General features: G+C 44.5%; 11 protein-coding genes. 1 reads left to right on the top strand and 10 read right to left on the bottom strand.

Annotated features, from left to right (window positions below; all coding sequences use genetic code 11):
• Positions 1-3: 3 nt before the first annotated feature.
• The 7 genes from priA to JVX94_RS06885 form a co-directional block, all read right to left on the bottom strand.
• On the bottom strand, positions 4-2,412 hold the full coding sequence (gene priA, locus JVX94_RS06855; protein WP_205185037.1) for a primosomal protein N': 2,409 nt from the start codon (positions 2,410-2,412) through the stop codon (positions 4-6).
• Positions 2,409-3,626, bottom strand: a complete 1,218-nt coding sequence (gene coaBC / locus JVX94_RS06860; protein WP_111290869.1) for a bifunctional phosphopantothenoylcysteine decarboxylase/phosphopantothenate--cysteine ligase CoaBC — start codon at positions 3,624-3,626, stop codon at positions 2,409-2,411. The genes priA and coaBC overlap by 4 nt, the downstream gene beginning before the upstream one ends.
• 117 nt (positions 3,627-3,743) lie before the next feature.
• The gene (gene rpoZ / locus JVX94_RS06865) at positions 3,744-3,947 is read right to left on the bottom strand and encodes a DNA-directed RNA polymerase subunit omega (RefSeq protein ID WP_003211647.1); all 204 of its coding nucleotides are present in this window, start codon (positions 3,945-3,947) and stop codon (positions 3,744-3,746) included.
• A gap of 3 nt (positions 3,948-3,950) precedes the next feature.
• Positions 3,951-4,565 (bottom strand): guanylate kinase, encoded by a 615-nt coding sequence (gene gmk / locus JVX94_RS06870; protein WP_024424214.1) that lies wholly within the window; start codon positions 4,563-4,565, stop codon positions 3,951-3,953.
• Positions 4,566-4,574: 9 nt separating this feature from the next.
• Positions 4,575-4,844 carry an extracellular matrix/biofilm regulator RemA gene (remA, locus tag JVX94_RS06875; protein WP_008344898.1) on the bottom strand — a complete coding sequence of 90 codons (270 nt, stop codon included), beginning with the start codon at positions 4,842-4,844 and terminating at the stop codon, positions 4,575-4,577.
• A gap of 76 nt (positions 4,845-4,920) precedes the next feature.
• Positions 4,921-5,796, bottom strand: a complete 876-nt coding sequence (locus JVX94_RS06880) for a YicC/YloC family endoribonuclease (protein WP_197197832.1) — start codon at positions 5,794-5,796, stop codon at positions 4,921-4,923.
• 83 nt (positions 5,797-5,879) lie between these two features.
• Complete coding sequence (locus tag JVX94_RS06885) at positions 5,880-8,555, bottom strand: calcium-translocating P-type ATPase, SERCA-type (protein ID WP_205185039.1); 2,676 nt, start codon at positions 8,553-8,555, stop codon at positions 5,880-5,882.
• A 165-nt stretch (positions 8,556-8,720) separates the two neighbouring features.
• Here JVX94_RS06885 and JVX94_RS06890 point away from each other — a divergent pair, with 165 nt between their 5' ends.
• The gene (locus JVX94_RS06890; protein ID WP_144470444.1) at positions 8,721-10,430 is read left to right on the top strand and encodes an Rqc2 family fibronectin-binding protein; all 1,710 of its coding nucleotides are present in this window, start codon (positions 8,721-8,723) and stop codon (positions 10,428-10,430) included.
• 38 nt (positions 10,431-10,468) lie between these two features.
• Here JVX94_RS06890 and JVX94_RS06895 read toward each other — a convergent pair whose 3' ends face one another.
• The 3 genes from JVX94_RS06895 to cobA all read right to left on the bottom strand — a co-directional run bounded on the left by JVX94_RS06895 (position 10,469) and on the right by cobA (position 12,568).
• Positions 10,469-10,972, bottom strand: coding sequence for a precorrin-2 dehydrogenase/sirohydrochlorin ferrochelatase family protein (locus JVX94_RS06895; RefSeq protein WP_205185041.1), 504 nt, complete (start codon positions 10,970-10,972; stop codon positions 10,469-10,471).
• Positions 10,953-11,738, bottom strand: a complete 786-nt coding sequence (locus JVX94_RS06900; protein ID WP_144485155.1) for a sirohydrochlorin chelatase — start codon at positions 11,736-11,738, stop codon at positions 10,953-10,955. Before JVX94_RS06900 ends, JVX94_RS06895 begins: the two co-directional genes overlap by 20 nt.
• Before the next feature lie 74 nt (positions 11,739-11,812).
• A complete protein-coding gene (gene cobA / locus JVX94_RS06905; protein WP_041108928.1) occupies positions 11,813-12,568 on the bottom strand; it encodes a uroporphyrinogen-III C-methyltransferase in 756 nt (251 codons plus the stop codon).
• Positions 12,569-12,585 lie beyond the last annotated feature (17 nt).

Below are 12,585 nucleotides of genomic sequence, written 5' to 3' on the forward strand. Positions count from 1 at the left end.
GTTTTACATCATCATATATGGATTCATATCTATTGAAATCATCAATTGTTTTTGTTCCATTTCCTTTTGATAATGGTCTTGTATTTTCCGTAGTAAACTTGCCAGTTCATTTTCCCTTTTGTATTTTATCACGCATTGATAGCGATATCTATCTTTGATCTTAGCGATTGGCGATGCAGCCGGACCAAGGATTCGAGTATTTGGTGCACAGTTCATTTTTAGGAACTGGACAATTTGGTCAGTGACATGCGCTGCCTTCGTCACTTCTTCGTGTGACACTGTCACCATCGCCAAAAAGTAATACGGCGGATAGGACTGGTGGCGGCGATGCAGCATCTCCTGTTCATAAAAGGCTTCGTAGTCATGCTGCTTCGTTAATTCAATACTATAGTGAGAAGGCGTATACGATTGAATAATAACCGAGCCCGCTTTTTCATGGCGCCCTGCCCTGCCGCTGACCTGCGTGAGAAGCTGAAATGTTTTTTCACTTGAACGAAAATCAGGGATGTGAAGAGATGTATCCGCACTGAGAACACCAACAAGTGTGACATCTGGAAAATCCAGCCCCTTTGCAATCATCTGCGTCCCGAGCAAAATGTCCGCTTCTTTATTACCAAAAGATGTGAGAAGCTTTTCGTGAGCACCTTTTCGAGACGTTGTATCCACATCCATTCGAATGACACGCGCCTCAGGCAATACCTTTGTCAGTTCCTCTTCTACTCGCTGCGTGCCAGTTCCAAAATAGCGAATATGCTCGCTGTGGCATTCTGGACATTCAGCAGGTACTGGTGCTTCGTGACCACAATAATGGCACTTCAGCCTTTTTTGATAGCGGTGATAGGTAAGAGAAATTTCGCAATGAGGACATTGCTCAACATATCCGCAATCACGGCACATCACAAAGGATGAATAGCCTCTTTTGTTCAGAAATAAAACGGCTTGTTCTTTTCTTTCAAGCACCTCTTTTAACCTGAGCATTAATTCTTCTGAGAACATGGAGCGGTTGCCATTTCTTAGTTCTTCTCTCATATCAATTAACGAAACGTGCGGCAGCTGCTGGTGGTTGACGCGGTGCTTGAGCGACAGCAATGTATAGACGCCTTTTTTCGCTCGTGCATAGGTTTCAAGAGAAGGTGTTGCACTGCCTAATACGACTGGACATTGATGTCGCACTGCTCGTTCAATGGCGACATCCTTGGCATGGTAACGAGGCATTTCTTCTTGTTTATAAGAGGATTCGTGCTCTTCATCTATAATAATCATGCCTAAATTTTCAAATGGAGCGAAAACAGCAGATCTTGCGCCAACGACAAGCTTGACTTCCTTGCGATGAATCTTCCGCCATTCATCATATTTTTCTCCTGTCGATAAGCCGCTGTGAAGAACGGCCACATTTGAGCCAAATCGTTCTTTAAATCGCTGCACCATTTGAGGGGTTAACGAAATTTCAGGAACTAAAACGATCGCTTCTTTCCCTTTTTGAAGAACATGATCAATTGTCTGCAAGTAAATCTCCGTTTTGCCGCTTCCTGTCACTCCGTGCAGCAGAAAGGTTTCGTGCTGGTCCTCACTGACTGCTTGATGAATATGTTTTGCCGCCTCTCTTTGCTCAGGCGTGAGATCAAGTGAAGCAGATGGTGTAAACTCCCGGTCACGATAAGGATCCCGGTAGACCTCTTCATAGCTTTCTGTTAACAGCCCTTCTTGAATAAAGGTTTTAAGCGTTTGAGAACTCGCGCCTGTTTGCTGCTGCAAGTCTTTCGCTAAAAAGGTCGTCTCTCCCGCTTGAAGCAAATAGGAGATCAGTGCCTTTTGTTTCACCGCATTTTTCTTTAGCTGCTGCTGTTTTTCTTCAAGTTTTTCTTTCGATACAGCCACCTGAAGCATGCGGACCTTTTTCTTTCCAGATTTTTGCGAGACATGGTATCTCACCTCTAGATGACCTTTTTGGACATGCTTTTGAATCTGTTTTAATTGTTCAGCAGGGATGTCCGCATAAAGAATGCTTTCTCGCTGACCGAAAAGCTCTTTCAATGACTGCGGAAGTTCTTCCTCTGATAGCACCTGTATTTCTTTTTCATACTTTGCCTTCATGGCTGCGGGCAGCATCGATTGAAGTGCCGTAATATGATAGGACAATGTTTTTTCCGTCAGCCAGTGGGAAAGCTCCAATAGCTCATCTGTCAGAACAGGTGATAAATCAAATAAATCGACAATCTCTTTGATGCTTCCTGTCTTGATGTCTGTATCCTCTTTGACTTTTGTCACAAACCCTTGAATCTTCCGCGGGCCAAAGGGAACGACCACCCTCATTCCCGCTTTGACGAGATCTTTGAATCGATCTGGCACACGGTAATCAAATGGCCGGTCAATGGCTTTCGTTGTGACATCTACGATGACTTCAGCAATCATGCTCGATCACGCTCTTCTGGAAGCAGCTGTATTGCCTCCTTTAAAATTTCAAAAGCGAGGTCTTTTTTGCTCATCATCGGCAGCTCTTTTTTCGTTCCATCTGCTTTGATGATCTCTGCCACATTTGTATCTGTGCCAAAGCCTGCACCCTCTTTGGTGACGTTATTGGCCACAATCATATCTAGATGCTTGGATTCAATTTTCTTTTGCGCATAATATTCTACATCCTGCGTTTCAGCTGCAAAACCGACCAGCACTTGATGCTCTTTTCTTTGTCCCAGCTCTTTTAAAATATCTTTTGTCCGGGTGAATTCAATGTCCAAAGCGCCGTCCTGTTTTTTCATTTTATGAGCATATGTCGTGACAGGGGTGTAATCGGCGACAGCTGCTGATTTTATAACAAGGTCAGCTTCCCCGTATACATCTAGCGCAGCTTGATACATCTCTTCAGCTGATTCAACGTGCACTACATGTACATTGTCAGGTGCCGTTAAAGAAACAGGTCCAGAAATCAGCGTAACATCAGCCCCCATTTGCTGAGCAGCCTCTGCAATCGCATAGCCCATTTTTCCACTAGAACGGTTTGAAAAGAACCGGACAGGATCGATCACTTCACGTGTAGGACCTGCTGTCACCACGACTTTTTTACCTGAGAGCGGCAAGCTTTTTGGCTCTTCAAAAAAAGCACGGATGTGTTCAACAATTTTTTCTGGTTCCTCTAATCGCCCTTTTCCAATGTACCCGCAGGCTAAATAACCTTCACTTGGCTCAATAAACCGGTAGCCGTCTTCATATAATGTGCGGATGTTCCGTTTCACAGCCGGGTGATCATACATATGCACATTCATCGCTGGTGCGACCCAGACAGGCGCTGTAGAAGCAAGCAACGTCGTCGTGAGCATATCATCTGCAAGTCCAGCGGCCATTTTACCAATCGTATGTGCTGTTGCAGGGGCAACAAGAATGAGATCGGCCCAGTCAGCTACGTCAATATGTGCAATGACTCTTGGATTGTTTTCTTTGAATGTATCTACATATACCTCATGCCGAGACAGTGCTTGGAAGGTAAGCGGAGACACAAACTCACGAGCAGATTCCGTCATAATCACTCTTACGTTTGCGCCTGCTTGTACGAGTTTACTAGTAAGTGCTGCTGCTTTATATACGGCGATTCCTCCGCTGACACCGAGCAAAATATTTTTTGACTGTAACATTTGTTTGTCCCCCTTAACGGCCTTTTTCACAAATTCGTCTACAATTCAAAAAAGTCAAAACCAATCATAGTTTTGACTTTTTTGAACGTATCGTATCTGCATAGCAGAAGCGATGTGTTATTCTTGATCCTCTTTTTCAAATGTCAAAAGACCAGCGTCGATTTCTTCTAGTGCTTTGCCTACGAATTTGTAAGACTTTGTGTTTTCAATCTGCTGATCTTGATGGATCTGCATTTCACGTGCACGGCGTGCAGACACTGTTACAAGTGTATATTTTGAATCAAGTTTGTTCATCAATGAGTCAATTGAAGGATCTAACATGGTTTATTCTACCCCCAGCATTTTTTTATATCTTGGTGCGACTCTGTCTCTGCGCAGGTGTTCTGCAAGGACGATCGCTTTGATTCTTTCACAAGCAAGCTCGACATCATCGTTTTCAACGACATAGTCGTAAGCATCCATCATTTCAATTTCTTCTTTCGCAGCGGCCATTCGGTTTCGAATGAGCTCCTCAGATTCTGTACCGCGAGTAATGATGCGGTTTTGAAGTTCTGAAAGACTAGGCGGTGCAAGGAAAATAAAAAGACCTTCTGGGAATGCTTCTCTTACTTGAAGTGCGCCTTGCACTTCAATTTCAAGGAAAACATCTTTTCCTTCGCTCAATGTCTGTTCTACATAGTCAACAGGCGTGCCGTAGTAATTCCCGACGTACTCTGCCCATTCTAACAGTTTTTTGTTTTCAATCATATGTTCAAATTCTTCCCTGGTTTTAAAGAAATAATCGACACCATTTCTTTCACCTTCACGCGGTTTGCGCGTTGTCACAGAAATAGAGTATTCAAATTTCGTATCTTCCTGGGAGAAAATGGCTTGTCTGACCGTTCCTTTTCCAACTCCCGAAGGTCCAGAGAGAACGATTAAAAGTCCTCTTTCTTTCATAATGGCGTATTACCCCTGCCCTTCATCTATGATTTCTTCTTTTACAGAAAGTCTTTGCGCGACAGTCTCAGGCTGAACGGCAGATAAGATGACATGGTCACTGTCCATAATGACAACAGCACGGGTTCTTCTTCCGTATGTAGCATCTATGAGCATGCCTCGATCTCTTGCGTCTTGTATCATTCGTTTAATCGGTGCTGATTCCGGACTGACGATAGAAATCATCCGATTCGCTGAAATGATGTTTCCAAATCCGATATTGATCAACTTTATGGTCATCTTCTTTCGTCCCCCTGTAATATAAACGTCTCTAGTCTCGCCGAAAGAGACGCACTGTAAACAGCATACACAATGACTATTCTATATTTTGCACTTGTTCTTTTATTTTTTCAATAGCACTTTTCATTTCAACCACCAGCTTTGTTAAATGGTGATGGTTCGCTTTTGATCCAATAGTGTTCACTTCACGGTTGAGCTCCTGTACAAGGAAGTCAAGTTTTCGTCCGGCAGCACCGCCTTGCAGCAAGATTTGCTGGAACTGCTGAAAATGACTTTTTAATCTCGTAATCTCTTCTGTAATGTCACACCGGTCAGCAAAGATAGCAGCCTCAGTTGTCAGTCTGCTTTCGTCAAGCGCCTCTCCGATCCATTCTTGCAATCGCTGGTTCAATCGTTCTTTGTACTGATTCACAACCTCTGGGGCAAAGACTTTGATTTCTTCTGTATAGGCCTCTAGTTCAGAAAGCCTCAGTTCACAGTCTTTTTGAAGTGATGCTCCCTCTTGCTCTCTCATGAAGCAAAGCTCCTTGACAGCAGCCTCGCAAGCGTCCATCAGCAGCTGCTCTAACTGTTCATTTCGGCTGGATGACTCTTCCACCTGAACGGCAAGCTCCAGCCCCAGTAAGTCATGTGCATGCTGAATGCCTGAAATGTGATAGCGTTCCTCGAGGTCTTTTGCGGCTTTCATGTATTCATCAAGCAGCGGCCAGTCGATCTGTAAGGACCGGCTTGCTAGTTTACCGCCTTCAATCGTGACAAACAGCTCAATTCTACCGCGCTGCACGTGACGAAGAATGATTTTTTTTAATGTATCTTCGAAATATAAAAGCGGCCTCGGCAAACGGGCATGAACCTCTTTAAAACGGTGATTGACCGATTTTAGCTCAACTGACACTGTCAGTTCTCCATCCGTTTTACTCGCTTGGCCGAATCCCGTCATACTGCGTATCATGTCAAAACACCCAATTCTTTCATATTAATAAAATGAAAAAGGTAATAGCAGACACTATTACCTCAAAATTATACCATAATCAATTATTTTTTTCTTGTCAAAAGTGATCCTGCCAGTAAAAAAGTTGGCAGTGCAGACATCCCAATGATCAGCAGCCAATCAATTGGTGAAATCGCGACCGTTTTGAAAATCGGCTGAAGCGGCGGGTAATAAATGACCACAAACATGAGTAAAAGTGATGACAAAACCGCACCGATCAAATAAAGGTTTCCAAATGGATTACGTTCAAAAATGGACCGTTCACTGCGGCAGTCAAATACATGAATGAGCTGCGCCAAAACAAGCGTACTAAATGCGACAGTCTGTGCATATTGCAGGTTGTTTGGATCGCGGTGATACACAAATATAAACGCCAAAAGGGTTGCAAGCCCGATGAGGAATCCTCTTGAGATGACCTTCCAGCCAAGCCCTCTTGCAAAAATGCCCTCTTTCATATTCCGCGGCTTTCTCTTCATGACATCGCCTTCTGGCTTATCCATGCCAAGTGCCATAGCCGGGAGACCATCTGTGACAAGGTTTACCCATAAGATTTGTATAGGAACGAGCGGCAGCGGCAGCGCGAGGAGCATCGCAAACAGCATGACCAAAATTTCCCCGACATTTGATGCCAGTAAATAGCGGACAAACTTACGAATGTTTTCATAAATATTCCGGCCTTCTTTAATGGCGGATTTAATGGTCGCAAAGTTGTCGTCAAGTAAAATAAGAGAAGACGCTTCTTTGGCTACGTCGGTACCAGTGATGCCCATGGAGATGCCGATATCTGCTTGTTTAATGGCAGGCGCATCATTGACCCCGTCACCTGTCATCGCCACAACATGACCATTTTTTTGATAGGCTTTGACAATTCTCAGTTTATGCTCAGGGGAAACCCGGGCAAAGACGTATACATTTTCAGCCGTTTGCTCAAGCTCTTTGTCGCTCATCTGATCAAGTGCTTTTCCGTCGAGCACCTGTCCTTGCTTCGGTAAAAGGCTTAAGTCTTTTGCGATCGCTTTGGCCGTTTCCACGTGGTCGCCTGTAATCATGACCGTTTTAATCCCGGCATCCCGGCACTCTTTAATTGCTCGTCTGACTTCAGGACGCGGTGGATCGATCATGCCCTCTAACCCGATAAATGTTAAATCGGTTTCAGCCTGCTGTACAGAGGTGATTTTGTCTGTCAGACCGACTTTTTTATACGCAATGGCAATGGTTCTAAGCGCCTGTCTTGCTAAGCCTTGAATCGCAGCTTCTGTTTCTTGCCTGTGAGTGGCTGAAAAAGAAGCTGTGCGCCCGCCGTGCATGATATGACTTGAACGGTTCATTAGTACATCCGGCGCACCTTTTGCAATGACATACCGCTCTTTTTGATTCGTTTCAACGACGACCGACATCATCTTTCTTTCTGAGTCAAAAGGAAACTCCTCAATGACATGAAATCCAGCTTCAATGAATTGCTCTGTAAAACCCGCTTTACGTGCTGCGGTAAGGAGCGCCCCCTCTGTCGGATCGCCATCAAGCCTCATTTCCCCGTCTTTTTCAACGATGGTCGATGTATTACAAAGCGCCCCGTATAATAACACCTTTTGCAGGCTTGGGTGCTTGTCAGCATGGACGATTTCTCCGTTTAAGGTAAAGTCACCGGATGGCTCGTAGCCTGTGCCAGAAATATTCCACGTTTTTCCCTCTGCCCATACATGGGTCACGGTCATTTTATTTTGCGTCATTGTTCCTGTTTTATCTGAGCAAATGATTGACGCGCAGCCGAGAGTTTCCACCGCCGGGAGCTTTCTGACAATCGATTTTTGTTTGATCATCCGCTGCACCCCTAAGGAAAGTGCGACAGTGACAATCGCCGGCAGTCCTTCTGGAATCGCCGCAACAGCAAGAGATACTCCCGCTAGGAACATATGATACAATTCATGTCCTTGCACAACACCGAGAACCACAACGAGCACTGTTAAAAATAAAGCAGCCACAATCAGAATTTTCCCAAGCTGCTCGAGACGCCTTTGCAGCGGCGTTTCCATATTACCTGCTGCATCCAGCATACCGGCAATTTGTCCCATCGCCGTATTCATCCCTGTACCAATGACAACCCCTACGCCGCTGCCTCTAGTAACAAGCGTCCCCATAAAGGCCATGTTCGTCAAATCTCCAAGCGAGACATGGCTGCTTGAAATCGGACTTGCGTGTTTGACCGCGGGGATGGACTCACCAGTGAGAGCAGACTCCTCAATTTCTAAGCCCTTAGTTTCTAGTAATCTAATATCTGCCCCAATCCGGTCTCCGCTTGAAAACTTCACAATATCCCCTGGCACGAGATGTTTAGACGGGATCTTGATCCATTCATTATTTCTCCTTGCATACACGTGCGGAGTTGATAATTCTTTTAATGCTTGAAGGGATTTCTCTGCCCGGCGTTCTTGATAAAAGCCGAGTACACCATTAATCAAAACAATGGCTACAATCGCAACAGCATCAATGTATTCTCCTAAAAAGGCAGAAATGATTGTTGCTGCAAGCAAGATTAACACCATAAAATCTTTAAACTGTGCTAAAAAAATGATCAGAGCCGACGCCTTTTTTCCTTCCTGTAATTCATTAGGCCCGTGTTTTTCAAGCCGCTTTTGTACATCTTTTTCTGACAGTCCGTCACCTATCGATGTATTCATTGTTTTTAATAAATCGGTTTGGTTCAGTTCATGCCAATTCATTTGACCTCGTCCACTCCTCTTTTGTTCTCTCTCATATGCAGTGTTCTATAAGCCAGTTTATTCAGACTCGTCCTAAATCATGCTATAATAATAAGACTGCCTAAAGAACGAGAAAATGGAAGGTTCTTTCAGTAGATTTGTGTGAAAGAAGAGGGTGTATCCAACATGTCATTTGACGGCATTTTTACATATGGTATGACAAATGAATTGCAAGAGACATTAACTGGCGGGAGAATTTCAAAAATCCATCAGCCATATAAGCACGAGTTGATTTTTCATATTCGATCAAACGGGAAAAATCATAAGCTCCTTTTATCGGCTCATCCGAGCTATGCGAGAGTGCAGCTCACAGAGCATCAATACGACAATCCAAGCGAGCCGCCAATGTTTTGTATGCTCCTCAGAAAGCATCTTGAGGGCGGCTTCATTGAACGTTTTGAACAGATTGGATTTGACCGGGTCATTGTGCTTCACGTGCGAAGCCGAAACGAAATCGGCGATGAGCAGACGCGAAAGCTTTACATTGAAATCATGGGACGTCATAGTAACTTCATTCTTGTAGAGGATGGAACGCAACAGATTATTGATGGTTTGAAACATCTTTCTCCATCTGTGAACAGCTATCGAACGGTGCTCCCTGGTCATGAATACCTACTGCCGCCTGCGCAGCAAAAATTGAATCCTTTTGACGTGACAAAGGATGATATTTTGAAGCATTTACGCTTTCAAGAAGGAAAGATCGCGAATCAAATTGTCGATACCTTCTCCGGGGTTTCCCCGCTGTTTGCAAAGGAAGCAGTACACCGGGCTGGTCTTGCCAATCAAGAAACGATTCCAAATACACTGCTCGACATGTTCCAGCTCATTCGCATGCATTCTTTTACGCCGCAGCTCACAAGAAAAGACGGGAAAGAGTATTTCTATTTATTAGAGCTTCAGCATGTCCATGGCGAAATGAAGACATTCGACTCACTCAGCCAGCTGCTTGACCGCTTTTATTTTGGAAAAGCTGAGAGAGACAGAGTCAAACAGCAGGCAGCGGACCTTGAACGGTTTGTCGTAAATGAAAAAAAGAAAAATGAAAACAAGCTTAAAAAGCTGAAAAGAACCCTTGAAGAATCTCAAGATGCACACAAATATCAGCTCTATGGTGAGCTGTTAACAGCCAATTTATATGCGATTAAAAAAGGGGATAAAGAAGCGACTGTCATCAATTATTACGATGAAGACGGCGGAGAAATCACGATTCCGCTCAAAACAAACAAAACCCCTTCTGAAAATGCACAAGCATACTTTACAAAATATCAAAAGGCAAAAAATGCTGTAGAAGCTGTAAATGAACAAATTAAGCGGACATATGAAGAGATTGCTTATTTTGAAGAGCTGATTCAGCAGCTGTCCTCTGCTTCACCGAAGGATTTAGAGGAAATGAGAGAAGAGCTTGTTGAAGGAAAATATTTGCGCGCCAAACAAAAGCGTCACGCCAAAAAGAAAAAACCGGCGGCCATTCAGCTCGAAACGTATGAGTCGTCCCAAGGCATTCCAATTTTAGTTGGAAAAAACAACAAACAAAACGAATATTTGACTACAAAGGCAGCTGCTCGTGATGATATTTGGCTGCATACAAAGGATATTCCTGGGTCACATGTCGTCATCCGTCACCAAGCACCTGATGAACAAACGCTGCTTGAAGCGGCTCAAATTGCCGCCTACTTCTCGAAGGCAAAAGAGTCCGGCTCCGTTCCTGTCGATTATACGAAAATCCGTCATGTGAAAAAACCAAACGGAGCAAAGCCTGGCTTTGTCACGTATGATCAGCAGCAAACATTATTTGTCACGCCTGACGAAGATCTTGTGCTCAAGCTGAGAAAATAAATAAATAAAAAATGCCGATAAAATCTCCTGTAAGGATTTTATCGGCTTTTTCTTTGTCGTTTTTTTCTTTCGATGTAAAGGGCATCAAGTGCGTCAATATCCTCTTCTTCAAGCAAGGATTCAATTGCCGCAGCCAGCTGTTTTGTCCGGGCGGGGCTAGCACCGCTTGTAGAGACTGAAATCGTCACTTTTCCTGCTTTGACAACCTTCGGCATAATGACATTGCCGAGCTCAGATTGGCTCACACAATTCACGAGCTGGTGAGGCTGCGCTGTTTGTGCAATCCATTCATTTACCGAAGGATCGTTTGTAGCAGCTACAATGAAAAATGCATCCTTCAAATCTTCAGCGCCCACCTTCTTTTCCTTCCAATTCAATGCGTATGTATCAATGAGGCACGCCATCTCTTCAGAAAGATCAGGACTCACAACAGTTATATGGCAAGATTCCGTACACAATGCCTTTGCTCTTCTTAACGCGACAGATCCTCCGCCGGCGATGACCACTTGTTTATTGATTAAATCAAGATGGACTGGAAGCATGGCTTTCTCCTTGGAAACGAAACACATCGTCTTTGTTTAAAATGGTTTCTTGCACGCGTTCAATATAAGCCGCTTTGACATGCGGATGAAAGCCAATATATCGGCATACCCGGACATCTTTCAGCCGCTTTCTCGCCTGAGCGGCTTCACTTTCAATTTCTTTCATTAAAATCCCCGTAAACAGCAAGTAAGGAACAAGATAGACAGGCCCATCGTCATCTGCTGATAACTGCGCGAGAACATCTCGGTAATTTGGCTCACATGCTGTAATAAAACACGGAAGAACCTCTGCATGAGGAAGCAGGCTTCGGACATCGTCTGCAATGCCAAACACATCTCGCTTCACATCTGGATCAGAACTCCCTCGGCCAATTAAAAGAATCCGCGCGCGCTCGCCTTGATATCCTGCTTCTTCAATTCTTGCGGCAACTGCTTTTGTTACTTCTTGATTCACGCCGATTGGCTTTCCATATGTGACCTTCACTTGCGGGAATCGCGCGCGCACTTTCTCAATTTCGACCGGTATATCCGATTTGGCATGCATGGCAGTTAAAAGGAGGAGCGGGACGATGGCAATGTGTGTCGCTCCTTTGTTCACACAGGCCTCAAATCCTTCTTCTATAGAAGGGTCCGTCAGCTCTAAAAAACAAATTTCTTGTATATCTGCTTTCACTAACGGCATACAGCTTTTCATAAAAGAAATGGCCTTATCTTGTGCTTCTTTCACCCTGCTTCCATGCCCAACATAAAGGACAGCTTGTTTCATGCGGCTCCTCCCTCTCACTTGTTTTCATCAGACGAAAAGACACGATGTATGCACGTGTCTTTTCTCTATCATTCTCATTTCTCGATTAATGCGGGTTCAAACCAGTTCAGCTTTTGGTGAAAATGAACGACATCTCCAACAACAATTAAACTTGGATGCTCGATCCCTTCTTTTTCAACGGTTTCAGACAGTGTCGCCACCGTACAGCAAGTTGTCTTTTGCCTCGTTGTGGTTCCCCAGTGTATAAATGCAGCGGGTGTTTCAGGGTCCCGTCCATTTTTTAAAAGCAGGCGCTGCACTCTTTCCACGTTTTTGACACCCATGTAAATCACAAGAGTATCAATCCCTGTAGCCAGCGCCTCCCACTTTTCTTCAAAATGTTCATCCTTTTGATAGTGACCCGTGACAAAAGCAACATTTGAGCTGAATTCACGATGTGTCACAGGGATGCCCGCATAAGCAGCCGCTGCAATACCAGAAGTAATTCCCGGGACGACCTCATACGGAATTCCGTGCTCAGCTAAGCATTCGATTTCTTCACCGCCGCGGCCAAAGACAAAGGGGTCGCCGCCTTTCAGCCGAACGACAACGTTCCCTTCCTTTGCATGAGCCACAAGCGCTTCATTGATGGCTTCCTGTCTCATTGTATGATGATTTGGCAGCTTGCCGCAATAAATCAATTCCGCCTCCGGTTTGGCGTGGGCGAGAATTTCTTGATTGACAAGACGATCATATAAGATGACATCTGCCTGTTGTATCGCCTTATGGGCCTTTAATGTAATTAAATCTGGGTCCCCGGGTCCAGCACCCACAATGTATACTTTCCCCATCTTGCTTTTCTCCCCCT

Source organism: Bacillus sp. PDNC022, from assembly GCF_016919285.1.
GTDB lineage: Bacteria > Bacillota > Bacilli > Bacillales > Bacillaceae > Bacillus > Bacillus safensis.